Genomic DNA, 26,880 nt, shown 5'->3' with positions numbered 1-26,880 from the left:
GACTTGGAGGCCGGGGGCTCGCTGGGGGAGCGCGGTCAGGCCGAGTCGGGCGAGCTGCTCTTGATCTGTCGTGTGAACGCGCGCCAGTCCGCGGCGCTGAAGGCCAGCCGGGGGCCGTCTGGGTCCTTGGAGTCCCGGACGCCGATCACCGGAGCAAGGTCCGCCACCTCAACACAGTCGCCACCAGCGTGATCACTGTGGCTGCTCTTCCGCCACAGGGTGGTGGGCATGTCCTTCATAGGCTCTCCATCACCGTCCTAATCATGGCTCGCGACTCCTCAACCGGGAGTGCGTAGCCTCGGAGCAAGTCCCAGCGTACGACCTTGTCCTTGACTCTGGCGGGTCGCTCGATAAGTAGCCCCTCCCCTGCGGACTCTGTGTAGGCGATGTCTGGGTCATCATCGAAACCAAGGATGGTGAAGCTCCCGCCGAGCCCGGCATGATAGCCCACGCGATTCGGCACGACCTGCAACATCGTGTTTGGACGTTCCGAAGTATCAATAAGCGATTGAAGTTGCTCTCGCATGATCTCCGGGCTGCCGACGATGCGGTGCAGGACTCCTTCGTCCAGCGCTAGCCACGTGCGGGGCGGGGCATCACGGGTCAGGATCGCCTGCCGCTCAATGCGTTTTTCAATCAGATCAGAGGTACTGCTGCCTTCGAGTGCGCCGAGCACGGAACGCGCATAGTCCTTGGTCTGGAAGAGCCCGTTCACTAGAAGGGCGCAGAAGATTCTATATGACGTTGCTCGCTTCTCCTGAGCCTCGTACTCGGAGAATCCAGGCGGGAGCACGGTCTGAAGTTCGATGTCCTTGGCGAGTTTCCAGAGGCGGTGGAAGTGGCCGTCGAGCTTGAAGAAGGTGTCCAGGTCGTGGGCGCTCTGCTCGGAGATCTTGCGACCGCTCTCCATGGTGCTGATCCACTGCGGGGTGCAGCCGAGTGTGTCGGCGAGTTCCTTGCCGGTCAGCCTGCTTTCGTCGCGCTTGCGGCGAAGTTCGGTGCCGAAGAACACACGGGCAGGGTTGTCGATTTCTGCCATGAGAGTCTCCCGGGGAGCGCTTAACCAGGGGGGTGGGTTGAGTTGATCTATAGCCGGGTGGACCGCCGCTGGTGATCGGTCACTTTCCGAGCCTAGTCCTGGCCTGTGAGCCTGGTCTCAGTATTTCGACAGAGACGCAGATGAGAGGTTCCCCGCCATGACCATAAGGACGAGTCCAGGCAAACTCCAGAAGACTGGGCATATGCCACCTGTGTTCGGGTGGCGAAATGACGTGCTCGACAATGCGCTCGTGGCGCGCCGGGTCCACAGCTTGTCCGACTACCAGATGCTGAACGGGTGCCTGGAGGAGATCACCGCCGGGGACGAGGGAGAACTGTGGCTCCTCTGTGACGCCCAAACCCGCCTGGCTGAGCGGCTCACGGTCGCGGAAGCAGTGAGGAACCGGCTGTGAGCACCTCGGATCAAGACGGTAACCCGGCCGCGGAAGCCCACGTGCACCTGAGCGCGCTGGGCGTACACCTCAAAGCCCACGGATTCACGGTCGATCCCGTCGCGGGGGGAATCACCGTCCGCAACCCGTCCGCGCCCGGGTGGCGCGTGAGCCGGCGGATCGCCCAGGACACGATCACGTGCGCTCCACGCAAGAGTGACAGCGGTCGGTACTGGTACTTCACGTCCTGGCGGCAGCCCATCGCCGAGGCCGATCGGATCACCGACGCGCTCATGGCGATCAAGGCATATCTCGGGGCGCCCACGTGAGCGATTCCTGCGCGGACGGCCAGACGTCCGACCAGGCCGCCTATCTGGCCGGGCTGAGGAAGGAGTTCCCCGAGTTCGGCATTGTGGCGGACTTCCGCCGTCCCATCTGGATGGCGGTCTGGGGCGACCGGCTGTTGCTCAAGGCCAGCGATGGTCTCACTCTCCGTGAACGCCTTGTGGAGGTGAGCCGAGCGTTGTGATCACGAGCCCCCTATCGCCGGAAACGGCGCCGGTCAAGCGGAAGAATCCGGGCCCGAGTTTTGGATGACCGCGTGCGTGCGGCTCGATTCGATCACGACGGCCCGGAGGGGACGTCGTGCAGAGCGTCTCCGTTGAGGTAGCGCCCTGGAGAGGTGCCGATCGTTCGGCGGAACGCCGCGAGGAAGGCGCTCGGGGTCGCGTAGCCGACGGCGTGCGCGGTGTGCGAGACCGGCCGGCCTTCGGCCAGCAGCGGCAGGGCGGCCCGCAGCCGCATGTGGGTGCGCCAGCGGTCGAAGCTCATGCCCGTGTCGCGGACGAACAGCCGGGTCAGGGTCCGCCGGCTCACCCCGATGGCCCGTGCGTGCGCTTCCAGGCTCCGGGAGTCCGCAGGATCGCCGAGCAGTGCGTCGGCCACGGCGCGAACGCGTTCGTCGGCGGGATACGGCACCTCGATCGGGGTGGCCGGAAGGGGGCGCAGCAGGTCCAGCACGACCGCCTCGGCTCGCAGCCGCGCGTCGTCGGCTAGGCCGCGGCGGCCGAGGTGATCGATCAGGTGGGCCAGCAGCCCGTCGACGGCGACCGGCGTCGGTTCGGCCCAGTCCAGCGCGCACCGGTCCGGTTCGAGGTAGAGGCTGCACAGCACCGCGTCGCGGGTCGCGCCGGTCCGGTGGACGACCCCCGCAGGCAGGAAGAGCGCCCTGGTGGGCGGCAGGACCCAGTAGGCGTCGCCGACGGCGACGCCGAGCACTCCCCGCCGGGTCCAGGCCAATTGGTGCTGAGGGTGGCGGTGCGCGCCGATCCACTTCCCCGACGACAGCGGGAAATGCCCGACGACGATCGCCCCCACTCCGGTGGGGGCGGCCTCCGTGACGACTTGGCTCACGCGTCCCACCGTACGGTCTCTGTCCGGACGCGGCCGTCGCCGAGTCCTGCGATGCAGGTGGCGGGTGCCGCCGCCGGACCTGAGTAGCGGAACTGAGTAGAGGCGCTCAGGGCGAATCCGCGCCACGGCGGAAGGCTGGTGCCATGACAAAGCCACCGCTCGAGGGAAGGCCCCGGCACTCGTCCGCACGATCGGCGCGAATGGCCATCGTCGCATCGGCGACGATTCTCGTGCTGATAGCCGGAATCACCGTCGCATGGTTCCTGAGACCGGCCGGTCATCTCCAGACGGGTGCGGCCACCATGAACACCGCTGTGCCTCGGGTGACGGACGAGTCCGCGACTCCGAACAACACCGGCCCCAGGGTGACGGACAAGTCGGCGGGTCTCTCCTACGAGCTCCCCGAGGGGTGGAAGGAAGAAGACAATGGCGACCTGATCGACGCATTCACCTCGTCCATCAGCGAAGGGGGAGCCGAAGGGAAGGAAGCTTCCGCCGTCTTCGCCGGCCGGGGCGATGGCCTGCCGTCGTCCGCTCTCAAGCAGGCGGCGGAGAGCATGGCCGCGTCGAACGCGGAGTTCTTCAACCCGTATGGGAACTCGACCATGGGGGATTCCCGGCCGACGAAGGTGAGCGGCCGTCCCGCGCACACCGTGGTGCTGAAGTTCAAGGACGACGAGGGCGGTACGGGCCATCTTCGGCTGACCCTCATCGCGGTGGACGGCACCCGCTCGGCCTTCCTGATCGGCTTGGCCGTCCGGGTCGGAGACGCCGGGCGCAAACGGGTCGACGCGGTCCTGGAAAGCGCCTCCATCAACTGAGGCGCCGGGCGGCACCGTGCCGCGGTGGAGCGGCGTTGATCGGGTGTTTCGGCCGGGCCGCAGCACGGTCCGCGATCACGGTCTTCCGGTCCGGTCTTGATCAACTGACAATGGTCGCTTAGTGTCCGGACAAGATCTTTATCCGCGATTCTGGAGGAACGTCGATGAAGCGACGCGTGTTGACGGCCGGACTGGGTGCGGCGGCGGTGCTGGGGCTGGGGATGGCGGCGCCGGCCGGTGCCGAGGTCGGCGGGGCGCCGGCGAGTCCGCCGACCTGCGGGTACAACGACCTCAACTACGTCCCCTACTACCTCAACTGTAAGGACGAGCCGCGGGAGGTCCGCGTCCGGGACACGGCGGTGGGCGACCACACGATCTGCGTGCCCGCCACGGCGTACGTGAAGATCGGCGACAACGTCTACACGACGACGTGGGCCAGCGACACCGGGGTGACCTGCGCGCCCTGAGCCTGGGGAGCGGGGCGCGCCTTTCGGTGTGGCCCGAGCGCGGTCAGCGTCCTCGCCGCCAGGCGAGGACGCTGGGCCGGGCTTTTGAAGAACGTCCGGCGGTCAGCTCCCGCCGGGGGAGGGCTTGCCGCCGCCCTTCCCGGGGGTGTCCTCGTCTTGGGTGACCTCCACGTGCTCCTTGCGGACCTCGCCGCGGACGGTCTCCTGCTCCTCGACCCGGTCGGTGCTCACCCGGATCCGCTCGACCGCCACGGTCTCCTTGGCGATCACCGGGCGCTCCTCGTGCAGGACGACCTCCAGGTCGTCCTCGGAGATGCTCACCTTGCCCCGGGCGGCGTCGCCGGTGACCGGCTCCCGTTCGATCCTGAGCTCCTCGTGTGCGACCGGGACGGTCCGCTCGACCTGCTCGGTCTCCACCCACTTGCGGATGTGGGCGCGGCCCGTCTCGTGCTGCTCGGTGCCGACGCGCATCTGCTCCTCGGACCGTGTCATCTCGGTGGTGGACATGCCCTCGTCCATGCGGCCCATGGTCTGGCTCCGCGCCTCCTGCCCGCGGCTGGACGCCTTCCCCGTCGCGGTCTTGCCGGTGCCCGCCGTCCCGGTCCCGCCCGTGGCGGCCGACCCTGTGGCGGCCTTGTCGGACGGGGCGCCCATGCCGGTCCTGCCGGCGGCCCCGCCCGCCGCCCCGCCGGCGGCGGCCTCGCCCGCGGAGTCGGAGCGGCCGGTGTCGGGGGCGCTGCCCGACGGCGGGCGGACGCCGTAGTGGCGGTAGAGGTCGACGATCTGGTCGTGCGACAGATGCTCGTCCGCGTCGACGTTCGGCGCGTCCTTGATGGTGTCCTTGTCGTAGGGCACCTGGAGCGTCTCACCGGACTTGTTGGATCCGGAGAGCGGGAGGAAGCTCTCCCGCATCCCGAACCAGCCGGTGTGCACCGTCACCCACTCGGGGGCGCCGGAGGCGTCGTTCAGGTAGACCTGCTTGATGGTCCCCACCCTGCTGCCGTTGCTGTCGGTCACGGCGGAGCCCATCAGGTCCTGGACCCTCATCTGTGTCTGCACGCGGAACACCTCGCTCTTGAACGATCCTCGGGGGGCGGGCTCCCCGCTACCCGTGAATGGTCTAATTGGCGTGACTTGTCGGAGTTACTGGGGGCTTTTCCGTTGGCCGACCCGGCAAACATGCCCTCCCGGCCGCGATCTGAGCACCGGATGGGGCGACGACGACGCTGGTGGGGGCGAGGGGAGACCCTCTCGCAGAGAAAGGGTCCGGCGGGTTTTTAGGCGCACATGGGGAAATGCGTTCCCGCAGTTTTGGGGGTGGCGGTTTGGTGGGCGCCCCGCCTCGGAACGGCGCCGCCGGCGGCCGGATGGCCCGGGCCGAGCTGTACGCGCCGGATCGTGAACGTCTGCTCCTGGCAGGGGGACGCCCTCCTCGTCGCCTACCGGGGGCGGCCTCAGCGCCGGATGGAACGGGCGCTCAGCACCGTCGAGGCGATCCACGCCGTCGTCCGTATCAGGCTCGAACCCCTCTGCTGGGACCTGCTCCGTCGCGCGGAGGCCGAGGCCGCGGCCCAGGCCCCGGGCGCGGGCGAGCGCGGGGGCCTGGCCGGCCAGGTGCACGCGACGCTGAAGCGGCGGCCGTCGAACGGCCTCGGCTCATTCGGATGGGGGCCCGAACGCGGCGTCCGGCTGGCCGGGGCGCACCGCCTGATCCGGACCGGGACCCCGGTGGCGGTCGTCCACCCGGACGCGCTTTCGGCCGAACGGGCCGCCCCGGTGGCGGTGGGCGACGCCGGTACCCGCGCCGCCTCCTGAGCCGGTGGACGGACACCCCGTCCGGTCGTCACCCCGGACGGGGTGTCCGTTGCTGGGAGAAATTGGGACGTTCTCCCAGCAAGCCGCTACTGTTCCGTCGGAATCGTGATCTTCACGACCTGACGGACAGGAGGTGGCAGTAGTGACACAACGCAGTTCCGGCCCGGCGGGCCGGGCCATGGTCGGCGGCACCGCGGCCATGGTCGCGCTGGCGCTGGCCCTCAGCGGGTGCTCGGCGGGCGGGGCGGACTCCGACGCCGGGCTGAAGGCGGCCCGCGCCGCCGCCCTGCCGGCCTCCAAGCGCTTCGACCTGCCCAAGCCGTCCTACGACTTGTTCAGGCACAAGAAGCTCAAGGACAAGACGGTCATGCAGAGCCTCGGGTTCGACGCCCGGAACAAGAGGCTCTTCGTCGCGCAGCTCAAGAACGGCTCGGCGTCCGACAAGAACGGCGACCTGGCGATCAGCCAGCTCGACTTCGCCGGGAACCTCAAGGGGTACATGTACCTCAAGGGCTTCGGGCACGGCGTCTCGATCGGGGTGGAGCCGTCCGGCACCTCCACCTACCTGTGGGCCGAGGTGGACCCGACGGGCGCCAGCGCGCGCGGCACCCAGCTCGCCCGGTTCAAGTTCACCAGCGGCAAGACGCTGACCAACAAGTCGTCCGCGCTCACCAAGTACAAGCCGGTCGCGGGCAGCGAGGGCGTCACGGCGTCGATCGACCCGGTCAACAACCGGCTCGCCATGCGGTACAAGAAGGGGAGTTGGCGGGTCACGGTCTTCAACCTGGCCGACGTGAAGGCCAAGAAGTACGGCAACCCGGTCGCCGACATCGCCCAGCCCTCGCAGAACGGCGAGACGTTCCAGGGGTACGCGGTGTACGGCAGGTACCTGTACACCGCGTACGGGAACGCCTACGGCAAGACCAACCCGTCGCCGGGCAACACCAAGCTGTCGACCATCGACCTCAGCACCGGCAAGCGGGTCGCCGGGCCCACCTTCAGCAAGGCCGGCGCGACGCTGACCTACCGTGAGCCGGAGGGCCTGGGGATCTTCCGGACGGGCTCCGGTGAGGTCCGGCTCTTCCTCGGATTCGCCTCCGGGGCGGAGGGGGACCGCCGGTCCAACCTCTTCTACAAGAACGTCCTCATCCCCTAAGGACGTCCCGCCAGGACGTCTCCTGAGGACGTCCGGCCCAACGGCGCGGACGGTGCGGCTCCCGGCGCACCGTCCGCGCACTAGGTTGTGAGGCCCGGCGGCGAAAGGGGACGGCGGCGCCCGGTCACCCCCGCTTGTAGGCGACGCCGCCGAACACCGCGACCTCCGGGGGCGTGGCGAACGGAGAAGCCTCCAGCCGCCAGCGGGAGCACGACTCCACACCCGGCTCCAGCAGTTCCAGCCCCTCGAAGAGCCCCTCGATCTGCTGCGGGCTGCGCGGCGTGTACGGGACCGCGCCGCTGCTGGCGTTGTGCGGGCGCAGGGCCCGGACGTACGCGGGATCGGTGTCGGTGCCGTCGTTCAGGCCCAGGTAGCTGCCGGGCGGCAGCGCGTCCATCAGCCGCCGGACGATCGCCCGCGCCTCGTCGTAGTCGGCGACCAGGCCGAGGATGCCCATCAGCATCAGCCCGACGGGCCGGCTGAGGTCCAGCGTCCGGGCGGCCTCGCGGAGGATGCGGTCCGGGTCGCGGACGTCGGCGTCGATGTAGTCGCAGGCGCCCTCCGGCGTGCTGGTGAGCAGCGCCTTGGCGTGCACCAGGACCAGCGGGTCGTTGTCGACGTAGACGATCCGGCAGGACGGGTCCGCCCGCTGGGCGATCTCGTGGGTGTTGTCGGCGGTCGGCAGGCCGGTGCCGATGTCCAGGAACTGGCGGATCCCCCGCTCGCCCGCCAGGAGCCGCACGGTGCGGCCGATGAAGGCGCGGGAGTGCCGGGTGATGTCGACCATGCCGGGGAAGACGGCGGTGATCCGGTCGGCGGCGGCCTGGTCGACGGGGTAGTGGTCCTTGCCGCCCAGCAGGTAGTTCCACATCCGGGCCGAGTGCGGAACGCTGGTGTCGAGCTTGAGGGAATCGGGCATCGCACGCTTTCTGTCATGACGGGGTGGTTCGTTGACGGCCGCGCGAGAAGTGGCCTTTGTCGCGGCATCCTAGGCCCGGTGCCGCCGCCGGTCGCGTCCACGCGCGGGCCATTCAGTTATTTCAGGGTGGCCCGCGCCGATGGTCAAAAACTGCCCGCCCGTTCAGACCGGAATGAGACCCGCCGCGTTCTCGCAGGTCGACGAGGTTCCGCCGGGGCGTGCGCTTCGATCCGGTCATCGAATCCGGCGGCGCGGGCGGTTCGGTGCTGGCCGCGGGCGGGGCCGCTGGTCGATAGTCGGGGGAGCCGGGCCCGGGCGTGACCGCTGTAACACCCGGAGCCGGCGACCCGCAGGGCCCTGCGGTCAGTACGCCCCCCGCCGTCCCGTGAAGGGAACCGTTCATGAACAAGCGCCGCCCACCGGGCGCCGTCACCCTGTCCAAGCTCCTGTCCCTCGCCGGCGCGCTCCTCGGTCTGGTCCTCCTGACCGGCGCCGTCTCCCCGGCGTCCGCGTCGGCGTCCGCTCCCGCCGCCTCCGCGTCCGCCGCGTCCGCGTCCGCCGCCGCCGTGCGGGCCGTCCGCACGATCAGGTACGACGCGAGCGGCTCCGCCGAGTTCCAGGCCGACGTCGACGAGGGCGCGCGGATCTGGAACGAGCGCGTGCAGAGCGTCCAGTTCACTCCCGGGACGCCGGCCGACGTCGTCGTCTACGCCGACGACGGCTGGCCCCGCACGCAGCCCGCCGGCCTCGGCCGCGGCACGGTGTGGATGGGCCGCCAGGCCGTCCAGGAGGGGCACTACCCGCCCCGGATCGCCGCGCACGAACTCGGCCATATCCTCGGGCTTCCCGACGATCGCACCGGGCTGTGCGAGGACCTGATGTCGGGCGCCAGCGCCGGCACGGGCTGCCGCAACCCCAACCCCAACCCGGCCGAGATCGCCGAGGTCGAGGCCAACTTCCAGAACGGCGTCGCGCGCGTCGCCGCGGGTGCGCTCCTCACCGAGGAGCCCGCCGCCGCCCGCCGCTGACCCGCACGCCGACCACGGCCTCGCGGAAGGCGCTCCGCGGGGCCGTGGCCGGTCGGGGGCCGGCGGCCGGCCGCGGGGTCAGAGGCCGAGGGCCCGGGTCCACAGGCGGGTGAGGGTCTCGGTCATCCGGTCGGGGTCGACGGGCTCGCCGAAGACGAAGACGAGATAGGCGCAGCGCTCGGTCATCGCGCCCAGGAACATCGCGGCGTCGTGGCCGTCGATGCGCGGATCGACCAGCTCCTGGTCCTGCCATCGGGAAATGGCCCGCCGGGTCCGGCCCAGATAGTACTTTCTGCGCTCATCGAGGACGGCGCGGGATTCCTTGTCGGTGAGCCCGGCCTCCTCGATCGCCGCCCAGAACTCCGCGTTCCGGCTGAATGCCTGCATGTAGAGCGTGTTGGTCTGGTGGATGCGCTCGCGCGGTGAGCCGGGGCTCTCGCGGTGGACGGCGAGTTCGCCGTAGACCTCGTCCTCCACCGTAATCAGCAGGTGCCGGAACAGGTCGGCCTTGGAACCGAAATGCTTGTAGAAGGCGCCCACCGAGACACCGGCGCCGGACGCGATGTCGGCGATGCGGGCGCGGTGGTAGCCGCGCTGCTCGAACACCTTCCGGCCGGAGCGGAGCAGGGCGCCGCGCGTCTGCATCGCCTGCCTGCCGCGCGGTGCCGTCACGCCGGCTCCCCGATGCCGAGCATGCGCGCCCACATCTCGGTGAGCCGCCCGGCCGCGTCGGCGCGCGCGCCGGGCGGGGGCGGATCGCCGGTGAACCACTGGACGGCGCACTGCTCGCTCATCGCGGTCAGGGCCAGCGCGGTCAGCGCCGCGTCGGGCACGGCGCCGGACGCGCGGGCCACGACCGCGAGCGCGGCGTCGGTGAACTCGCGGCGGCACCCCGCGACGGCGGGCCGCAGCTCCGGCATCGACAGTGCGGCCTCCTCCATGACCCGCCACAGCCGCGGGTTCTCGGCGAAGACGTCGAGGTAGCGCAGGTTGAGGTCGCGGATCGCGGGCGCGCCCCCGCCGCCGGGGGCGTCCGCGAGGCCGGTCCGCAGCCGGTGCCGGTACGCGGCGGCGACGTCGGCGAAGATCGCCTCTTTGGAGGTGAAGTAGCTGTAGAACGTTCCCACCGACACGCCGGCCTCGTCGGTGACGTCACCGATGCGGGCCCGCGCGTAGCCGCGGCGGGCGAAGACGGTCTCGGCGGCCTCGACCAGCGCCGCGCGGGTGCGGCGGCCCTGCGAGGTGAGGCTGTCCGAGGGTCCATCGTCGTGGGCGGGCACGATGACTCCAAAATGGCGTGGGGAGGGTCGTCGAGCGCACTCGAAGGCCGCGTTCACCGACGACGGCGACAACTGCGAAAGGGTCATGCTAGCGGATTCACTGTCCCCATTTCTCCCGGATGGCGGCACGGTCAAGGCCGCCCCCGGCCGTCCGGGGAAGCCGGGCCGCGATGGCGACCGAGCGTGGTTTCTTGTAGCTCGCTATGTGCCGTCTGGTGTGTTCTATGAGGTCGGCGGGATCGCATTCCGCGCCGCCGGTGAGTTCGACGGCGGCGCGCACGGATTGGCCCCAGCGCGGGTCCGGCACGCCGAAGACGCACGCGTCGGCGACGGCGGGGTGCCTTTTCAGCGCGATTTCCACTTCGGCCGGGTAGACGTTCTCCATGCCCGTCTTGATCACTTCCTGGATGGGGCCGAGAAAGTCCAGCGTGCCGTCCGGATGCCGGATCCCCAGGTCCCCGGTGCGGTGCCGCCCGGCGGGCGGCGGCGCGTCCGCGTAGCCGGCCATGACCTGCGGCCCCCGGACGGTGATCTCGCCCGCCTCGCCGGCCGCCGCCTCGGCGCCGCCCGGGCCCTCGATCCGGACGACGGCGACGGGGGAGGGACGGCCGAACGCGCCGTCCCCGGCAGGCCCGCGCGCCTCGAAGGTCGCCATCGCGTACGTCTCGGTCTGCCCGTACCCGGTGGTGCCGGGCCCGTCCGGACGGGGGCAGCCGGTCATCGCGTACCAGGCGGCGCCGTCCCCGGACGGCTGCGCGGGCACGTCGCGCAGGCTGCTCAGGTCGAACCGCCCGCCCGCGTTCACCTCGGCCATCCGGTCGATGGTCGGGGTGAACAGCAGCGCGCTGGTGACGCGCTCGTCCTGGACGAGCCGGCAGAGCGTCTCGGCGTCGGCGGCGGGCGCCAGCACGGCCCGCCCGCCGAACAGGTAGGTGGCCAGCAGCTTGAGGTGCACCCCGACGTGGAACATCGGGCCGGACGCCAGGTAGCGGGTCGCCCCGGGCTCGATCAGCCGGTACGCGGCGATCACCAGGCTCTGCGTGACGATCGCGCGGTGCGTGACCAGCGCGAGCCGGGGCCGTCCGGAGAAGGCGCCGGTGAAGACGCCGAGGACGGGACGCTCGTCGTCGTGGCCGCCGTCGGAGTCGGCGCCGGGGCCGACGTCGCCGTCCGGGGCCGCCTCCAGCGCGCGGGCCTCGTCCGGGGCCTCGACGTCGACGACCGTCAGCCCGTCCACCCCCGCGGTCAGGGGGAGGTGCGCGGTCGTGGTCAGGACCACCGCGGGGCCGGCGGCGCGCAGGGCCCACGCCGTCTCCGCCGCGGTGTTGCGCAGGTTCAGCGGGACGAGGACGGCGCCGAGCTTGGCCGCGGCGAACAGCGCGTGCAGGGTCCGGGCGTCGCCGGGGCCGAGCCAGGCGACTCGGTCGCCCGCCCCCACCCCCCGGTCCGCCAGGCGGTGCGCCCACCGGTTCGAGGCGCGGTCCATGGCGGCGAACGAGAGCCGGTCCGCGCCGTCGACGACCGCGGTCGCCGGACCCAGCGTGCGGGCCTGCTCGCGCACCATGTCGGCCAGCGTGAAGGCGTGCAGTCGGTCGGTCATCGGGGCGGCTCCGAACCGGTGTCGAGGATCAGGCGGGGCATCGGATCGGCCCCCGGCTGGTGTAGGTGCCCTGCTGGGCGGGGACGGTGAGGTCGGCGGCGTGGAAGGTCGCGTCGGCGGGGTAGCTGTGGTCGCGCGGGGTGTAGCCGGGGGCGGTCACCGCGCCGGTCTCCGCGGGCGTCCCGCCGAGCGACTCCAGCGCCCGCCGCATCGCCCCGGGATCGGCCGAACCGGCCCGTTCGGCGGCCCACTTCACCAGGTGGACGGCGTCGTAGTTGTAGAGGTACTGCGAGAGGGACCCGCGCCACACCCCCTTGGTGCGCGGCTCGATCGCGGCCAGCGCGCGGCGCTGCGCGGCGGTCAGTTCGCCGTCCACCCGCACCGCGCCGGGCCAGGCCATCGCGACCGTGCCGGGCGGGACCAGGTCCAGCCCGCCGAGGACGACCTCGGGCGGCGTCGCGGTGACGTTGCCGCCGCCGACGACGCGCGCCTTGAGACCCACGTCCTTCATCGCGCGGAACGCGGTCTTGAGCGTCGGCCCGTAGGTCTCCAGGACGACGGCGTCCGGCTTGGCGGCGGCGAGGCGCTGCACCTGGGCGGTCAGGTCGAGCTGGTCGGCGGGGAACTTCTCGTCGCCGGTCACCCGGACGCCCGCCGCGCGGAACTGCTGCTTCCAGATGTCGGCCTCGGCGTTCTGGAGCTGGCCGTCGAGGTGCAGCAGCCCGACGGTCTTCGGCCGCTGCCCGAGGGTGAGGCAGCCGACGGCCTTGGCCTGCGCCGCGGTCGGGTACTTCAGGTCGAACTGGGTCGGGTACCTGCCGGGGTCGGCGGCGTCGGGCACCCCGCCGGTGAAGACGCCGAGGACGCCGTTGACCTTGACGGCCTGGAGCATCGCCAGCGTGGTGGTGCCGGCCGACGCGGCGACGACCGCGCCGTAGTCGTGCCGGGCGAGCGCGTCGTTCAGCTTGTCTGAGGCGCGCTGCGGATCGGACTGGACGTCGACGTAGTCGACCCGGACCGGACGGCCGAGGATCCCGCCGGCCTTGTTGATCTCGGCGACCGCGGCGTCCAGGCCGGGCCGGTAGGTCTGCCCGATGATCGCCTGCTTGCCGGAGCCGTCGTAGGGGGAGACGATCCGGAACGCCGCACCGCCGCCGGCCGGTCCCGTCCCGCCGCAGCCGGCGAGCGCCGCCGCGAGGACCGCGCCCGCGGCCACCGCCGCCGCCGCGCGCGCCCGTGCTCTCGCGCGCGCCCGTGCTCCCGGGCGTGTGGTGGTCACGTGGCATCCCCTTCCGGAACGGCGGCGGCGCCGCCCAGGTAGACGGCCTGGACGCGGGGGTCCTCGGCCAGGTCGGAGCAGGCGCCGCCGAAGGCCACCCGGCCGTCGTCGACGACGTAGCCGCGATCGCACAGCGCGAGCGCGTCGGCGGTGTCCTGCTCGACGAGGAGCACAGCCGGGCCGCCCTCGCCGCGCAGCCTGCGCAGCCCGTCGAAGACCTCTTCGACCAGGCGCGGCGCGAGCCCGGCGGACGGCTCGTCCAGCAGGAGCAGCCTCGGCCGGCACATCAGCGCCTGCGCGATGACCAGCATCTGCTGCTGGCCGCCCGACAGCGCGCCCGCCGGTTCGCCGGGACGCCCGGCCAGCGGCGGGAACAGCTCGTGCATCCGGTCGAGCTCGGCCGCCGCGGCGGCCCGGCCCATCCGGGGCGGCGCGCCCAGCATCAGGTTGTCGGCGACGCTGAGCCGCTTGAACAGCCGGCGGCCCTCCATCGCGTACGAGACGCCGAGCGAGATCAGCCGGTGCGTCGGCGTCCGGCCGAGGTCGGCGCCCTCCCAGGTCAGCGTGCCGCCCCGGGGCCGCAGCAGGCCCGCGACGGTGTCGAGCACGGTGGTCTTCCCGGCGCCGTTCGGGCCGAGCAGGCACACGAACTCGCCGGCCGACACCGTCAGGGAGATGTCGTGCAGCACCGCCGTCCGGCCGCGGCTCACCGCGAGCGAATCCAGTACGAGCGTCACAGTCCCTCTCCCTTCTCGGTGCGTGATCGGCCCAGGTAGGAGCGCGCCACCGCGGCGTCCGCCCGGACCTCGTCCGGGGTCCCGGTGGCGATGACGGTGCCGGTGTCGAGGACGACGACGTGGTCGGCGAGGCCCATGACCAGCCGCATGTTGTGCTCGACCAGCACGATCGCGACGCCCGCGCCGCGCACGGCGCGGAGCAGCGCGGCCAGCTCGTCGACCTCGGCGCCGACCAGCCCGGCGGCGGGCTCGTCCAGCAGCAGGACGGCGGGCGAGCCGGCCAGCGCGCGGGCGACCTCCAGCAGCCGCTGCCGTCCTGGGCTGAGGGTGTCGGCCTCCTGCCCGGCGAGGTGCGCGAGGCCGGCGAACGCGAGCAGGTCGGCGGCGTCCGCCGCGAACCCGGCGCGGGCGCGGCGGGCGGCGGGGAGGCCGAGGATCGCGGTGGCCGCCCCGACCGGGGTGCGGGTCAGCATCCCGGCCATCACGTTCTCCAGGACGGTGCGGTCCGGCAGCAGCAGCGGCGTCTGGAACGTGCGGGACACGCGTTCGCGGACGACGCGGTGCGGGGCGCGGCCCTCGAGCGGCGTCCCGCCGACCCCGACTCGCCCGCGGTCGGCGCGGTAGAAGCCGGAGATGAGGTTCAGCGTGGTCGTCTTCCCGCAGCCGTTCGCGCCGATGACGGCGGTGATCTGCCCCGGGCGGGCGGTGAACGACACGTCCGCCACCGCCTGGTTGCCGCCGAACGCCTTGCCGAGCCCGGCGACCTCCAGCACGGCGCCGGGGTCGGCGGCCCCGGTCAGCCGGGCCACCGCCGCGTCCGCCGAGCCGGTGCCCCCGGCCGGTACGCCGCCGGTGCCGGTGCCCCCGCCGGTGCCCGCGCCGGGCCTGGCCGCGGCGGCGAGCAGCGCGGACGCGCCCCGGCGCAGCGGGACGACGAGGCCGCGCGGCAGCAGCAGCGAGCCGAGCACCAGCGCGAGGCCGTAGATCAGCAGCGCGTACTTGTCGAAGCGGTCCGAGACCTCCGGGACGAACTGGAGGATCGCCACGCCGATCACCGGCGCCCAGACCGCGTCGCTGCCGCCGATGATGGTCGCGCCGATGATCAGGATGGACAGCGACAGCGGGAACGCGTCGGGGCTGATGAACCCGTCCAGGAACGGGTAGACCGCGCCGCCGACCCCGGCCAGCACCGCGGCGAGCAGGTAGATGGTCAGCCGGACCCGGGTCGGCGACACCCCGACCGAGCGCAGGCAGATGTCGCCGCGCCGCAGGCACGCGAACGCCAGTCCCCAGGTCGAGCGGGTGAGGTTGCGCAGCCCGAGCAGCGACAGCCCGAGCAGCACCAGCGACAGCGCGTACAGCGCGGGGGTCGACAGCGCGTGGCCGAGGACGGTGGGCCGGTCGATCCCGGCCAGCCCGAACTCCCCGCCGGTCGGCTTGGGGATGATCTTGACGGTCTGCGGGATGACGGTGGCGATGAACAGGCTGGTCAGCGCGAAGTACCAGCCGCCGACCCGGAGCCCGGGGACGCTCGCGACCAGCCCGATCAGCGCGGCGGCGAGCACTCCCGCGAGCATCGCCGCCCACGCGTTCCAGCCGTAGGTGGCGGTCAGCACGCCGGTGACGTAGGCGCCGGCGGCGAAGATGCCGACCTGCCCGAGCGCGTACTCGCCCGCGTAGCCGAGCACCAGGTTGAGGCCCACCGCGACGATCGACATCACCGCGATGACGAACAGCTTGCGGGTCCAGAACTTGTCGCCGGCGATCAGCGGCAGCACCGCGACGACGGCGAACACGGCCACGAGCGCGATCTCCCGCGCGGTGCCGGGACGCCGCCCGGCGGTCCCGCCGGGGACGCCCGCGATCGTCTTGAGGACGGCGGTCACTCAGATCACCCGTTCCCGGTAGGTGCCGAACAGGCCGTTCGGGCGGACCGCGAGGATGGCCAGCAGCACCAGCAGCGTCACCACGTCCTGCCAGGCCGCCGACAGCACCAGCACCGCCTCGGAATTGATCACCCCGAGGATCAGCCCGCCGGCCAGCGCCCCGCCCGCCGAGCCGAAGCCGCCGACGGCGATCGCGACGAACCCGGCCAGCGTGAGCGAGGAGCCCATGTCGAACGAGGCGCCGGTCACCGGCGCCACCACGAACCCGGCGAACCCGGAGATCGCGGCGGCGACGGCGAACGAGACCGCGCCGACCCGCCGGGTGTTGATCCCGCGGACCCGGGCCGCCTCGGCGTCCTCGGCGGTGGCGCTCCACGTCTTGCCCGCCCGGGTGTACCGGGTGACGGCGGTGAGCGCGGCGGCGACGGCGAGCGCGGTGAGCAGGATCAGCATGTTCGCCGGCTGCACGGTGGCGCCGCCGATGCTCCAGGCGTCCAGCTCGATCAGGGACGGGACCGGATGCTGGTCGCCGCCCCAGACGAGCTGCGCCACGTTCTCCAGCGCGACCGACGCGCCCAGCGTGGTGATCACCCAGGCCATCGAGTTGCTCCCGGCCCGGGACAGCGGCGCGACGGTGATCCGCTCCTGGAGGAACCCGATCGCGGCGACCGCGGCGGTGACCGCGAGCAGGGCCAGCAGCAGCGGCGTGCCGTGCGTGACCCAGAGGGTGAAGCCGATCAGCGCCCCGTAGGACAGGAGCTGCCCCTGGGCGAGGTTGAACACTCCGGTGGCCCGGAAGACCAAGTTGTAGCCCATCGCGACCAGCGCGTACACGCCGCCGACGCCCAGGCCGGCGACCAGCGCCGATATGTAGGGTTCCCAGCTGTCGGGCATGACCCGACTCCTTTCTCGGACCGCCTGGCCGGCTAGCCCACGCGGCGTGGCTTGAAGCTGGACCTCGGGAATGTGCCGGGCTCGACCGGCTCGACGGTGACTGGCACGCCCAGATCGGCGGCGAGGATCTCGGTGAAGCGCGCCGCGTCCCCCGCGTCCGCGCATTCGAGGCGCAGCTCGAGCCGGTCGCGGCCGGGGTCGCCGGCGCCGAGGAGCCGGAACTCGGGGGCGCCGTGCGGGTCCAGCGCGAGCTGGACGTCCACCGGCAGGACCGACCGCCCGGCGACGCGGACCTGGTCGGCGGCCCGGCCGAGCACCCGGAACCGCTGGCCGGTCTGCCCGCACGGGCACGGCCCGCTCTCCAGGACGGCGATGTCCTCCAGGTCGTAGCGCAGGAAGAACGCGTCCATCCCGAACGTGCTGACCACCAGGTGCCCGCGCTCGCCGGCCGGGAGGCTCCGGCCGGTCCCGGGGTCGCACACCTGGATCACCGCGTGGTCGGCGGGCGCGTGCACGCCCCGGTGGTGGTCGCAGTCGGCGCAGCCGAAGCCCGGGATGTCGGCGGCGCCGGACATGTTGCGGATCCGGAACCCGAACCGCTCCTCGACCCGCCGGCGCGGCCCCTCGAACTGGTAGACGAGGTCGAACAGCACGACCGTGGCGCCGCCGAGCACCTCGGCGAGGTCGACGCCGATCCGCCCGGCCGCCTCCACATAGGTCTCCAGCTGCGAGCCGGTGACCATCAGCCCGCGCGGCCTGAACTCCTCCCACAGCCGGACGTGGTCCTCGGCGGTCTCGGGCGAGTCGGGCGGGCCGAGCGGCAGCTCCAGCGCGCCGGTCTTGACGTACCAGAACGCGCTCGTGCCGGACGAGACGTACAGCCCGTGCGGCCAGCTGTGCGCGAACCGGTCACCGGGCCGCACCCCGCACGCCCACACGGCCCTGGACTGGAGCTCGATCGCCGCCTGGAGGTCGCGGCGGCCCATCATCACGTACACCGGCCGGCCGCCGGTCGTCCCGGTCGACCGCCCGATCCGGACGGCGTCGTCCACGCCGACGGTGCGGTGCGTGCCGAACGGCGGGTGCAGCGCCTCGTCGGCGCGCAGGTCGGCCTTGGTGGTGACCGGGATGTCGTCCAGGTCCGGCACCGTCCCGGGGCCGAACCCGGCGGCGGCGTACTTGTCGCGGTAGTAGGCGATGGGACGGTCCCACACGCGCGCCCACTGCCCGGCGAGGCCGTCCGCGCGGAGCCGGCCGAGGGTCTCCTCGTCCGCCGTCTGCGCGGCCGGGTTCCAGAGCGCCCGGCCCGGGTCCTCCTGGTCGAAAAGCTGTGCGGGGTCGTTCGGCACGGGTCCTCCTCGTGATGGGGGGTGGTCAGGGGGCGCCGGTGTCAGCCGTCGGACGCCAGCAGGACGGCGCTGGCCGGGAGGCCGGGCGGCGACGAGCACAGCACGTGCCGGGCGCCGGGGACCTGGTTGACGCTCGTCCCGCGGATCTGCCGGACGGCCTCGGCGAGCCCGTTCATCCCGTGGATGTAGGCCTCGCCGAGCAGGCCGCCGTGCGGGTTGACGGCCATCCGGTCGCCGACGCCGATCCCGACGTCGGCGACGTAGGCCGCCGCCTCGCCGCGCCCGCAGAAGCCGAACGACTCCAGTTGGGCGAGTACGGCGGGGGAGAAGTGGTCGTAGAGGATCGCCGCCTGGACGTCGTCCGGGCCGAGCCCGGACCGCTCCCAGATCCGGCGCGCGGCCAGGTCCAGCGCGGCGGTGTCGGTCACCGAGTCGCGGTAGTAGTCGGCCATCACGTGCTGGGACGGCCCGGCCGCCTGCGTCGCGGTGGCGATGACCGCCGGACGCTGCCGCAGGTCACGGGCCCGCTCCACGGACGTGACGACGACCGCGACCGCGCCGTCGCTCTCCATGCAGCAGTCGAGCAGCCGCAGCGGCTCGGTGATCCATCGGGAGGCCGCGTGGTCCTCCAGCGTGATCGGCCGCCCGTGGAAGCGGGCCGCCGGGTTGGTGGCCGCGTGCCGCCGCGCCGCCACCGTCACCCGCCCGAAGTCCGCGCTGGTCGCGCCCGTCTCGTGCATGTAGCGGCGGGCCCACATCCCGATCCAGCCCGCCGCGTTCAGCAGCCCGAACGGCAGCGACCAGCCGTACTGCGCCTCGTCGGCGCTGTCGTACAGCGGGCGCTTGTCGCCGAACCCGAGGCCGTAGCGCTGCCCGGACCGCTCGTTGAACGCGCGGTAGCAGACGACCACGTCCGCCATCCCGGTCCGCACCGCCATCGCGGCGTGCGCGACGGTCGCGCAGTAGTCGCCGCCGCCGTACTGGACGCGATCGGTGAAGCTCAGCCCGCCGATCCCGAGGCTGCGTGCGACGGCGACCTCGGGGCTGCTGTCGTGCGCGAACGTCACCAGCCCGTCCACCTCGGACGGCGCGATCCCGGCGTCGTCCAGCGCCGCCCGGACGGCCTCGACCGCCAGCCGCAGCTCGCTGCGGCCCGAGCGGGCGGAGAACTCCGTGGCGCCGATGCCGGCGATGGCCGTCCCGGTCGAGCCACCGTCCTCGCGCCGGGCGGGATGCCTCGCTGGCGCGACCTTTGGGCCGGTCCGCTGAGCGGTCTCCGGCTCGGCGGGACGCGCGCCGGCCGGTCGCGGCGGGACGAAGACCGGGAGCGCGAGGCCGTCGAAGTCGCGGATCTCGCACCGCACCCGCATCCCGATCGCGACGTCCCCGGATGAGACGTCGCCGCCCTCGACGCCCGCGACCAGCCGGACGCCCTCGTCGAGATCGATGAGCGCGACCGTGTACGGGCCGGGGAACGCCTCGAAGCGCGGCTCGTGCACGAGGACGTGGCTGTGCACCGTCCCGGCGCCGGTGGCGACGATCCAGTCCGAGGACAGGGAGCCGCAGCTCGCGCAGCCGGGCTCCGGCGGGTGCCGCAGCGTCGTGCAGTCCGTGCAGCGCTGGATGCGGAGCTCGCCCGCGGTGAGCCCGTCCCACCAGAAGGCGGTGTCGGGGGTGACCGACGGGCGGGGGCGGATCCGGAGCCCGGACGAGGCGAGGCCGGCGTCGTCCACGCTCAGCCCTTGGCGGCGTTGGTGATGGCGGCGCCGAGGACCTCGATGCCGCGGCGGAGCTCGTGCTCGGGCGCGTGGCTGAAGGCCAGCCGCAGGTACCGGCCGCTGTCGGCGGAGTCGGTGAACCGCTCGCCCGGACGGCAGAACACCCCGCCCATCACCGCCTCGTGCTGCGCCTTCTCCCAGTCGACGCCGTCGCGCATCCGCAGCCAGAGGTAGAAGCCGCCCTGCGGGACGGTGAAGTCGACCCACTCGCCGCAGTGTTCGAGCACCCCCGCCACGGCGATGTCGCGCTTGCGGCGGTAGATCGCGTTGGCGGACTCGAGGTGCGCGTCCATCCGGTCCTCGGCGAGGTAGGCGGCCATCAGCCGGCACAGCCACTGGCTGACGCCGAGGTCCTGGCGGACCGCGGCCAGCGCCTCGATCATGTCGGGCCGCCCGGCCATCCAGCCGAGCCGGAGCGCGGGCGCCATCACCTTGGAGAAGGCGTGCGACTGGATCACCCGGCCCGAGGTGTCCAGGCTGAGCAGCGAGGGCACCGGCTCGCCGTCGTAGCGCAGGTCGGCGTAGATGGAGTCCTCCAGGACCACCAGGTCCCACTCCTCGGCGATCTCCAGCAGCCGGCGCCGCCGGTCCTCGGGCAGCACCGCGCCGGTGGGGAGCTGGAAGGTCGGGATGAGGTAGAGCAGCTTGGGCCGGATCCCGTCCCGCCGGAACTCCTCCAGCCGCCGCTCCAGCGACTCGATCACCAGGCCCTGGTCGTCGATGTCGACGGTCCGCAGGTCGGCGCCGCGCATCTGGAGGAACCGGGTGGCGTAGGGGAAGGACGCCGACTCGGCCAGCACCCCCTCGCCCGGGTTGACGAACGCCATCGTGGCCAGCGCGATCGCCTGGACCGAGCCCGAGGTGACGATGAAGTTGTCCGGGCCGAGGCCGGCCACGCCCTGCCGGCGGCCGAGCCAGCGGGCCAGCTCCTCGCGCAGCCCGGTGTTGCCGAGCACCAGCTCGACGTAGCTCGGCAGGTAGATGATGTCGCCGGTCGCGTCGTCGTGCCCGAAGGAGATGTACTCCAGCGCCCTGGCCCCGTCGCGGTCCAGGACGCGTCCGGCCAGCTCCTTCAGCTCCTCGATCGGGAAGCTCTCCTGCGCCGCGATGCCCTGGTCGAAGTTGAAGGTGATCTGGGCCGGCGGGTCCGGGAAGAACAGCGGCGGCCCGTCCAGGGCGAGGGTGGAGTACAGCGAACGCGCGTCCATCAGCGACCTCCCGTTGACGGCGGCGCCCGCCCTCACGGGCAGGCCGGCGCCGTTGGAGTGAATCAATCTTCAGGTGAAGCTAGACAGGCGTCCGCGCGGCCGTCAAGGCCCGAATTTGTGACCGGGGCCACCCCTTGGAGCCCTAAACCCCAGGCTGCGTAAGGGCGTTCGTGTGGTCGCCCGGTCGGAGAAAAAAGACCGGCACCCTGGCCCGTTCCGCCGCTCGTCCCATAAGGTGAGCAACTATTCAGGTCGGCCCAGCAGGCCGATCCCCAGCGGTGGGCGGCCGGTTCGGTCCGGCGGAAGCGGGACGGCGCCGGACCGCGGGAGGTGCGGTCCGCGGTCCGCGCGGGCAGGTAGCGGGAAGAGGGGAGACGGCAGGACGGACAGATGGGCCGGCGTGCCGGGCCCTGCGCGAGGAGAGGTCACCATGGCAGGAAGCACCGCACTTCCCGAAGTCCCCGACACCGCGCTGGTGGCCGAGGCCACCGAGCTCGTCCGCGAGGCCGCCCCGCCGCTGATCTACCACCATTCGCGGCGCGTCTACCTGTTCGGCGCGCTGCGCGGCGCACGGGACGGGCTGCGGTACGACCCCGAGCTGCTCTACGTCGCCGCGATGTTCCACGACCTCGGGCTCACCGCCGGGTACCGGCGCACCGATCAGCGGTTCGAGATCGACGGCGCCGACGAGGCCCGCCGCTTCCTGCTCGCGCACGGCGCCGACGCCGCCGCGGCCGAGCTGGCCTGGACCGGGATCGCGCTGCACACCACCCCGGAGATCCCGCTGCACATGGCGCCTGAGATCGCGCTGGTCACCCGGGGCGTCGAACTCGACGTGCTCGGCATCGGCTACGACACCGTCACCGACGGGCAGCGGGCCGCCGTCGTCGCCGCGCACCCGCGCCCCGACTTCAAGCGGCAGATTCTCGCCGCGTTCACCGACGGGATCAAGGACCGGCCGGACACCACGTTCGGGAACGTCAAGGCCGACGTCCTGGAGCACTTCGTGCCGGGCTTCCGCCGCGGCGACTTCGTCGAGGTGATCCAGGAGTCGGCCTGGCCCGAGTAGGTGCCACTCGGCCGGTGCCGGTCAGATGGTGCCGGTCAGATGGTGCCGGCCGCGGTGAGGCGGGTGATCTCCTCGGCGGCGAGGCCGAGGAGCGTCCCGTAGACCTCGTGGTTGTGCTCGCCGAGCTCGGGGCCGAGGGAGCGGACCTCCCCGGGCGTCCCCGACAGCTTCGGGAAGACGTTGTGCATCGGGAAGTCGCCGAACTCGGGGTGGGCCAGCCGGATGATCGCCTCGCGGGCCCGGTAGTGCGGGTCGGCGAGCATGTCCTTGGCGCGGTAGGTGAGCCCGGCGGGGATCCCGTTCTCGTGCAGCAGCTCCAGCAGCGGCCCCGACTCCTGCCCGGCGGTCCACGCGCCGATGAGGTCGTCCAGCTCGGCCGCGTGGGCGCCGCGCGCGCCGTGGCTGGAGTAGCGCTCGTCGTCGCCGAGTTCGGGCCGGCCCATCAGCTCGGCCAGCCGCCGCCAGATGGTGTCGCGGTTGGCGGCGATCAGGATCGGCCCGTCCTGGGTGGGGTAGACGTTGCTGGGCGCGACGTTCGGCAGCACCGACCCGGTGCGCTCGCGCTGGTAGCCGGCGATGTCCCACTCCGGGATCAGCGACTCCATCATCGCCAGGACGGCCTCGTACAGCGCCGAGTCGACCACCTGCCCGCGCCCGGTGCGGTGCCGCGCGTGCAGCGCGACCAGGGTGCCGAGCGCGGCGAAGGTGCCGGCCAGCTCGTCCCCGAGCGAGATGCCCGCGCGGGACGGCGGCTTGTCGGGATCGCCGGTGACGTACCGGATGCCGCCCATCGCCTCGCCGACCGAGCCGAACCCGGCGCGGGGCGAGTACGGGCCGTCCTGCCCGTAGCCGGTGACCCGTGTGATGATCAGCCGCGGGTTCTCGGCGTGCAGGGTCGCGGGGGACAGGCCCCAGCGCTCCAGCGTCCCGGGACGGAAGTTCTCCACCAGCACGTCCGCCCGCGCGATGATCCGCCGGGCCAGCTCCTGCCCCTCCGGGGTCCGCAGGTTCAGCGTGGCCGACTTCTTGTTGCGGGCGAGGATCGGCCACCACAGCGACTTGCCGTGCGGCTTCTCCCGGCCCCACTCGCGCATCGGGTCGCCGGCGCCCGGCGGCTCGATCTTGACGATCTCGGCGCCGAAGTCGCCGAGGAGCTGGCCGCAGAACGGCCCGGCCAGGAGCTGGCCCATCTCCACCACCCGCAGGTCGCCGAGGGCGGGGAGGTCGTCGGTGCCGGTCATCGTGGGTCTCCTTCGGCTTGGCCGGTGAGGCGGGCCGCGGCGGCGCGCACGTGCGCGCGCATCACCGCCTCGGCCCACGCGGGGTCGCGGGCCTCCAGGGCGGCGACCAGCTCGCGGTGGTGGTTCATGCTGCGCGCCATCGACTCGGCGTCGTAGCGGTGGAAGGTGCCGAGGATCAGCGGCGCGTGGATCACCGAGGTCAGCATCGCGGGCAGCCGGCGGTTGCCCGACAGGTCGATGACGGCGGCGTGGAACCGGGCGTTCAGGTCGGCGACCAGGCCGAGGTCGCCGTCCGCCGCGGCCCGCTCCATCGCCGCGCACTGGGCCCGCAGATCGGCCAGGACGGTCTCGTCCGGCGCCTGCCGGGCCGCGCGGGCCGCCGCGTACGGCTCCAGCAGCGCGCGCAGCTCGAAGATCTCGTCGAGGTCGGCCGGGGTCCACCGGACGACCCGGGCGCCGCGGTGCGGGAGGACCTCCACCAGCCCGTCCGAGCCGAGCCGCTGGAGCGCCTCGCGCACGGGGGTGCGGGACAGCCCGAGCGTCTCGGCCAGCTCGGACTCGCCGAGCCGGCTGCCCGCCCCGGCCTCGCCGGAGAGGATCATCTGGCGGACCGCCTCGTAGGCGGTGTCGGTGGCGCGCGGCACGGCCCCTCCTCCGTTGATTGCATGCAATATAGCGACAATAGGTGCCATATGCCAGAATTAAGGCGGAGGTGAGGGAAGATTGCATACAACAGTGCTGGAGGTCGGCCCCCGGGACGGGCTCCAGAACGAGGACCGGGTGCTGTCCCCCGACGACCGGATCGAGCTGATCGCGCGCAGCGTGTCGGCCGGTGCCCGCCGGATCGAGGCGGTCGCGTTCGTCCACCCCGGCCGGGTCCCGCAGATGGCCGGCGCCGAGGAGGTGATGGCCGGCGTGCCGCGCCGCGACGGCGTCTCCTACAGCGGGCTGGTGCTCAACCGCCGCGGTCTCGACCGGGCGCTCGCCGCCGGGGTGGACGAGGTGAACGTCGTCGTGGTCGCCTCCGACACCTTCAGCGTCCGCAACCAGGGTCGCACGATGGCGGAGATGCTGGACGAGTGGGACGGCATCGCCGCGGCGGCCCGGGACGCGGGCGTGCCCGCCGGGATGACCGTCGCGGTGGCGTTCGGCTGCCCGTTCGAGGGCGAGACGCCGCCCGCACGGGTCGCCGAGATCGCCCGCCGCGCGCACGCCGCGGGCGCGTTCGAGATCGCGCTCGCCGACACCATCGGCGTGGGCGTCCCGGCGCAGGTCCGCGACCTGGCCCGGCGGACCCGCGAGGCCGCCCCCGGGACGCCGCTGCGCTGCCACTTCCACAACACCCGCAACACCGGCTACGCCAACGCCCTCACCGCCGTGGACGAGGGCGTCGCCGTGCTGGACGCCAGCACCGGCGGGTTCGGCGGCTGCCCGTTCGCGCCCGCCGCCACCGGCAACATCGCCACCGAGGACCTGCTGTACGCGCTGCACCGCAGCGGCGTGAGCACCGGGATCGACATGGCGGCCGTCGCCGAGACCGGAACCTGGCTCGGCGGGCTGCTCGGCAAGCCCGCCCCCGCCCTGCTCGGCCGCGCCGGCGGATTCTGACCCCGGACGGCCTTCGGACGCCACCGGGACCCCGCCCGGCCTGACGCCCCGCCGGGCCCGGCGGGGCGTCAGGCGGACGCGTCAGGTGGCCGCGTCAGGCGGGCAGGTCAGGCGGGCAGGGACAGGTGGCGGGGGTTGGCCACGGTCAGTTTGTCCACGATGCCGGCGCGCACGGCCGCGACGACCTCGTCCATGCGCCCGTCGGCCTCGCCCGCGCGGATGCCGGTGGCGAGCGCGGCGTCGTCGGCGTAGCCGAGCCGCGCGAGCCGCTCGCCCTGCGCGGCCCGGTGCGCCTCGCCGAGCAGCAGCTCGCGCCGCGCGATGCGCAGTGCGGACGCGGCCACGCGGGCGTGGAAGCGGGTCCGCTCGTCGGTGTGCCCGGCCGTGTCGAGGAACGCGCCCACGGCCTCGATGAGCCCGGCCGCGCCCGGACGGTCGTGCGGCGGCGACGCCCCGTCCGCGCCGGACCCGCCGGGTCCGCCGGGTCCGCCGCCGAGGGGGTCGGCGACGGTCACGGGCGCGGTCAGGCCGAGCGCGAGCAGCAGGTCGTGCTCCTGCTCGCAGACCTTCCGGCCGAGCACGGCCAGCTCGATCGAGGGATCGGAGCCTTCGAGGTACCGTTCGGCCTGCTTGCGGCAGAGCACCGTCCAGCGGAGCGTGCCGTAGACCTCCCACCAGTGCAGCACGTCGGGCTCGGGCGGCGTGCCGCCCGCCGCGGCGTAGCCCTCCAGCAGCGCCTCCCGGCCGCCGAAGCCCCCGACCGGGGCGGGCGAGCCGAACCGCCACGCCTTCACGCACAGCCAGCCGAGGTCCTCGGCCGGGTCGCCCGCGTGCGACAGCTCCCAGTCCAGGACGCCGCGCACGCCGTCCGGGCCGATCATCAGGTTGCCGTTGCGGAAGTCGCCGTGCACCACGGTGCGGCCGGTCGCGGGCGGACGGTTGCGGTCCAGCCAGCGCAGGGCCAGCTCCACGGCGGGACGCGGCTCGGCGAAGCCCTCGTACAGCGCGGTCAGGTCGGCGAGCGGGTCGCCGTCCGGCAGTCCGGGGACGGCGTCCGGCGGCAGCGTGTGGACGCGGGCGAGGATCCGGCCGAGCTCCCCGGCCAGGCGCGGCCTGGCCCCGGCGAACCGCTCGTCCCGCAGCAGCCGGCGCGGGATGGTCTCCCCGTCCAGCCGCTCCATGATCAGGTAGGGGGTGCCGAGCGTCCCGGCGCCGTCGCCGGACCCGGCCGGCCGCGGCACCGGCACCCCGGCGCCCGCCGCCGCCGTGAGCAGCGCGGCCTCGCGCGCCATCGCGGCGGGATCGGGGTCGGCGGGCGGGTCCCGCCGCAGGATGAGCGGACGGCCGCCGGCGTCGAACGCCCAGGTCTCCCGGCTGGCGCCGCCCGACAGCCTGCGCAGCCCGGTCACCGCGACGCGCTCCCCGCCCGGCCCGGTCAGGACGGCGGAGAGCGCGTCCTCCAGGGAGGTCATCCGCGGGCCGCGCGCTGCGCGGCGGCGTGGGCCCGGAGCGCGTCGCTGCCCCTGGTGTCGGCGTACTCCTCGATGCGGGCGATCCGCCCGTCGGCGTCGACGGTCGCGAACAGGCAGGTCGCCACCTCGATCGCGACGGCCGCGCCGCCGCCCTCGCCCGGGAGGTTCCCGCGCAGGACGTGCCGCTGGACGAACCCGTCCGGCATCGGGTCGCGCCGGATCTCCTCGTACCGGAAGTCGCGCAGGTTGGCCGACAGCCACCGCAGCGTCCGGAGGTTGTCCTCGACACCCTGCTCGGAGCCGCCGCCCTCGCCCGGCCCGTTGTGCCAGATCACGGCGCCGGGGGCGTACACGGAGCGCAGGGCGTCCAGGTCGCCGCCGGTGATGGCGGCGAAGAAGCGGTCGGCGAGTGCCTGGTGCATGGAGGTCT

The 26,880-nt window shown here is 73.1% G+C and carries 29 protein-coding genes; 10 read left to right on the top strand and 19 right to left on the bottom strand.

Annotated elements, in window-relative coordinates:
- Positions 1-35: 35 nt before the first annotated feature.
- Both QP090_RS25215 and QP090_RS25210 read right to left on the bottom strand, forming a co-directional pair.
- Positions 36-239, bottom strand: coding sequence for a DUF397 domain-containing protein (locus tag QP090_RS25215; protein ID WP_285941877.1), 204 nt, complete (start codon positions 237-239; stop codon positions 36-38).
- A complete protein-coding gene (locus tag QP090_RS25210; RefSeq protein WP_285941876.1) occupies positions 236-1,039 on the bottom strand; it encodes a helix-turn-helix domain-containing protein in 804 nt (267 codons plus the stop codon). The genes QP090_RS25215 and QP090_RS25210 overlap by 4 nt, the downstream gene beginning before the upstream one ends.
- Positions 1,040-1,241: 202 nt before the next feature.
- Between QP090_RS25210 and QP090_RS25205 the strand changes: the two genes are divergently transcribed.
- Genes QP090_RS25205 through QP090_RS25195 form a run of 3 tightly spaced genes read left to right on the top strand, consistent with a single transcriptional unit; the run spans position 1,242 to position 1,959 of the window.
- The gene (locus QP090_RS25205) at positions 1,242-1,451 is read left to right on the top strand and encodes a hypothetical protein (protein WP_285941875.1); all 210 of its coding nucleotides are present in this window, start codon (positions 1,242-1,244) and stop codon (positions 1,449-1,451) included.
- Entirely contained in the window at positions 1,448-1,759 is a 312-nt protein-coding gene (locus tag QP090_RS25200) for a hypothetical protein (RefSeq protein ID WP_285941874.1), read from the top strand. The genes QP090_RS25205 and QP090_RS25200 overlap by 4 nt, the downstream gene beginning before the upstream one ends.
- Complete coding sequence (locus QP090_RS25195; protein ID WP_285941873.1) at positions 1,756-1,959, top strand: hypothetical protein; 204 nt, start codon at positions 1,756-1,758, stop codon at positions 1,957-1,959. Before QP090_RS25200 ends, QP090_RS25195 begins: the two co-directional genes overlap by 4 nt.
- 92 nt (positions 1,960-2,051) lie before the next feature.
- Here the strand turns inward: QP090_RS25195 and QP090_RS25190 are convergent, their stop codons facing one another.
- Entirely contained in the window at positions 2,052-2,843 is a 792-nt protein-coding gene (locus tag QP090_RS25190) for an AraC family transcriptional regulator (protein WP_285941872.1), read from the bottom strand.
- A gap of 200 nt (positions 2,844-3,043) precedes the next feature.
- Between QP090_RS25190 and QP090_RS25185 the strand changes: the two genes are divergently transcribed.
- The gene (locus QP090_RS25185; protein ID WP_285941871.1) at positions 3,044-3,664 is read left to right on the top strand and encodes a hypothetical protein; all 621 of its coding nucleotides are present in this window, start codon (positions 3,044-3,046) and stop codon (positions 3,662-3,664) included.
- A gap of 164 nt (positions 3,665-3,828) precedes the next feature.
- On the top strand, positions 3,829-4,131 hold the full coding sequence (locus tag QP090_RS25180; RefSeq protein ID WP_285941870.1) for a hypothetical protein: 303 nt from the start codon (positions 3,829-3,831) through the stop codon (positions 4,129-4,131).
- Between the two features lie 102 nt (positions 4,132-4,233).
- Here QP090_RS25180 and QP090_RS25175 read toward each other — a convergent pair whose 3' ends face one another.
- A complete protein-coding gene (locus tag QP090_RS25175) occupies positions 4,234-5,190 on the bottom strand; it encodes a PRC and DUF2382 domain-containing protein (protein ID WP_285941869.1) in 957 nt (318 codons plus the stop codon).
- Positions 5,191-5,529: 339 nt separating this feature from the next.
- Here QP090_RS25175 and QP090_RS25170 point away from each other — a divergent pair, with 339 nt between their 5' ends.
- Together QP090_RS25170 and QP090_RS25165 are read left to right on the top strand one after the other, a co-directional pair.
- On the top strand, positions 5,530-5,946 hold the full coding sequence (locus QP090_RS25170) for a hypothetical protein (RefSeq protein WP_285941868.1): 417 nt from the start codon (positions 5,530-5,532) through the stop codon (positions 5,944-5,946).
- A gap of 142 nt (positions 5,947-6,088) precedes the next feature.
- Positions 6,089-7,102 (top strand): phage baseplate protein, encoded by a 1,014-nt coding sequence (locus QP090_RS25165; RefSeq protein WP_285941867.1) that lies wholly within the window; start codon positions 6,089-6,091, stop codon positions 7,100-7,102.
- A 124-nt stretch (positions 7,103-7,226) separates the two neighbouring features.
- Here QP090_RS25165 and QP090_RS25160 read toward each other — a convergent pair whose 3' ends face one another.
- Entirely contained in the window at positions 7,227-8,021 is a 795-nt protein-coding gene (locus tag QP090_RS25160) for an SAM-dependent methyltransferase (RefSeq protein ID WP_285941866.1), read from the bottom strand.
- A gap of 401 nt (positions 8,022-8,422) precedes the next feature.
- Between QP090_RS25160 and QP090_RS25155 the strand changes: the two genes are divergently transcribed.
- The gene (locus QP090_RS25155; protein WP_285941865.1) at positions 8,423-9,049 is read left to right on the top strand and encodes a snapalysin family zinc-dependent metalloprotease; all 627 of its coding nucleotides are present in this window, start codon (positions 8,423-8,425) and stop codon (positions 9,047-9,049) included.
- Between the two features lie 78 nt (positions 9,050-9,127).
- Here the strand turns inward: QP090_RS25155 and QP090_RS25150 are convergent, their stop codons facing one another.
- The 10 genes from QP090_RS25150 to QP090_RS25100 all read right to left on the bottom strand — a co-directional run bounded on the left by QP090_RS25150 (position 9,128) and on the right by QP090_RS25100 (position 21,060).
- On the bottom strand, positions 9,128-9,721 hold the full coding sequence (locus tag QP090_RS25150) for a TetR/AcrR family transcriptional regulator (RefSeq protein ID WP_285941864.1): 594 nt from the start codon (positions 9,719-9,721) through the stop codon (positions 9,128-9,130).
- Positions 9,718-10,329, bottom strand: coding sequence for a TetR/AcrR family transcriptional regulator (locus QP090_RS25145; RefSeq protein ID WP_285941863.1), 612 nt, complete (start codon positions 10,327-10,329; stop codon positions 9,718-9,720). The genes QP090_RS25150 and QP090_RS25145 overlap by 4 nt, the downstream gene beginning before the upstream one ends.
- A gap of 97 nt (positions 10,330-10,426) precedes the next feature.
- Entirely contained in the window at positions 10,427-11,929 is a 1,503-nt protein-coding gene (locus tag QP090_RS25140) for an AMP-binding protein (protein WP_285941862.1), read from the bottom strand.
- A 28-nt stretch (positions 11,930-11,957) separates the two neighbouring features.
- Complete coding sequence (locus tag QP090_RS25135) at positions 11,958-13,208, bottom strand: ABC transporter substrate-binding protein (RefSeq protein WP_285941861.1); 1,251 nt, start codon at positions 13,206-13,208, stop codon at positions 11,958-11,960.
- Positions 13,205-13,945 carry an ABC transporter ATP-binding protein gene (locus QP090_RS25130; protein ID WP_285941860.1) on the bottom strand — a complete coding sequence of 247 codons (741 nt, stop codon included), beginning with the start codon at positions 13,943-13,945 and terminating at the stop codon, positions 13,205-13,207. The genes QP090_RS25135 and QP090_RS25130 overlap by 4 nt, the downstream gene beginning before the upstream one ends.
- Positions 13,942-15,831, bottom strand: a complete 1,890-nt coding sequence (locus QP090_RS25125; protein WP_285941859.1) for a branched-chain amino acid ABC transporter ATP-binding protein/permease — start codon at positions 15,829-15,831, stop codon at positions 13,942-13,944. Before QP090_RS25125 ends, QP090_RS25130 begins: the two co-directional genes overlap by 4 nt.
- Entirely contained in the window at positions 15,832-16,725 is an 894-nt protein-coding gene (locus QP090_RS25120) for a branched-chain amino acid ABC transporter permease (protein WP_285941858.1), read from the bottom strand.
- Between the two features lie 32 nt (positions 16,726-16,757).
- Entirely contained in the window at positions 16,758-18,074 is a 1,317-nt protein-coding gene (locus QP090_RS25115) for a phenylacetate--CoA ligase family protein (RefSeq protein WP_285941857.1), read from the bottom strand.
- A gap of 41 nt (positions 18,075-18,115) precedes the next feature.
- Complete coding sequence (locus QP090_RS25110) at positions 18,116-19,807, bottom strand: thiolase C-terminal domain-containing protein (protein WP_349666507.1); 1,692 nt, start codon at positions 19,805-19,807, stop codon at positions 18,116-18,118.
- 2 nt (positions 19,808-19,809) lie between these two features.
- Positions 19,810-21,060, bottom strand: a complete 1,251-nt coding sequence (locus QP090_RS25100; RefSeq protein WP_285941856.1) for an aminotransferase-like domain-containing protein — start codon at positions 21,058-21,060, stop codon at positions 19,810-19,812.
- Positions 21,061-21,490: 430 nt separating this feature from the next.
- Here QP090_RS25100 and QP090_RS25095 point away from each other — a divergent pair, with 430 nt between their 5' ends.
- A complete protein-coding gene (locus QP090_RS25095) occupies positions 21,491-22,129 on the top strand; it encodes an HD domain-containing protein (protein WP_285941855.1) in 639 nt (212 codons plus the stop codon).
- A 35-nt stretch (positions 22,130-22,164) separates the two neighbouring features.
- Here QP090_RS25095 and QP090_RS25090 read toward each other — a convergent pair whose 3' ends face one another.
- Positions 22,165-23,370 (bottom strand): CaiB/BaiF CoA transferase family protein, encoded by a 1,206-nt coding sequence (locus tag QP090_RS25090; RefSeq protein WP_285941854.1) that lies wholly within the window; start codon positions 23,368-23,370, stop codon positions 22,165-22,167.
- On the bottom strand, positions 23,367-24,014 hold the full coding sequence (locus QP090_RS25085) for a GntR family transcriptional regulator (protein ID WP_285941853.1): 648 nt from the start codon (positions 24,012-24,014) through the stop codon (positions 23,367-23,369). The genes QP090_RS25090 and QP090_RS25085 overlap by 4 nt, the downstream gene beginning before the upstream one ends.
- Positions 24,015-24,093: 79 nt before the next feature.
- On the opposite strand from QP090_RS25085, the gene QP090_RS25080 reads away from it, so the two are divergent.
- The gene (locus QP090_RS25080) at positions 24,094-24,978 is read left to right on the top strand and encodes a hydroxymethylglutaryl-CoA lyase (RefSeq protein WP_285941852.1); all 885 of its coding nucleotides are present in this window, start codon (positions 24,094-24,096) and stop codon (positions 24,976-24,978) included.
- 107 nt (positions 24,979-25,085) lie between these two features.
- On the opposite strand, the gene QP090_RS25075 is transcribed toward QP090_RS25080, so the two are convergent.
- Both QP090_RS25075 and QP090_RS25070 read right to left on the bottom strand, forming a co-directional pair.
- Positions 25,086-26,450, bottom strand: coding sequence for a phosphotransferase family protein (locus QP090_RS25075; protein WP_285941851.1), 1,365 nt, complete (start codon positions 26,448-26,450; stop codon positions 25,086-25,088).
- Positions 26,447-26,872: a nuclear transport factor 2 family protein gene (locus QP090_RS25070; protein ID WP_285941850.1), complete on the bottom strand. Its 426-nt coding sequence runs from the start codon at positions 26,870-26,872 to the stop codon at positions 26,447-26,449. The genes QP090_RS25075 and QP090_RS25070 overlap by 4 nt, the downstream gene beginning before the upstream one ends.
- Positions 26,873-26,880: the final 8 nt, after the last annotated feature.

The sequence above is a fragment of the Actinomadura xylanilytica genome, from assembly GCF_030283145.1.
Taxonomy (GTDB): Bacteria; Actinomycetota; Actinomycetes; order Streptosporangiales; family Streptosporangiaceae; genus Spirillospora; species Spirillospora xylanilytica.
Note: the sequence above shows the minus strand (reverse complement) of the source record. Positions and strands in the feature narration are given on the sequence as shown.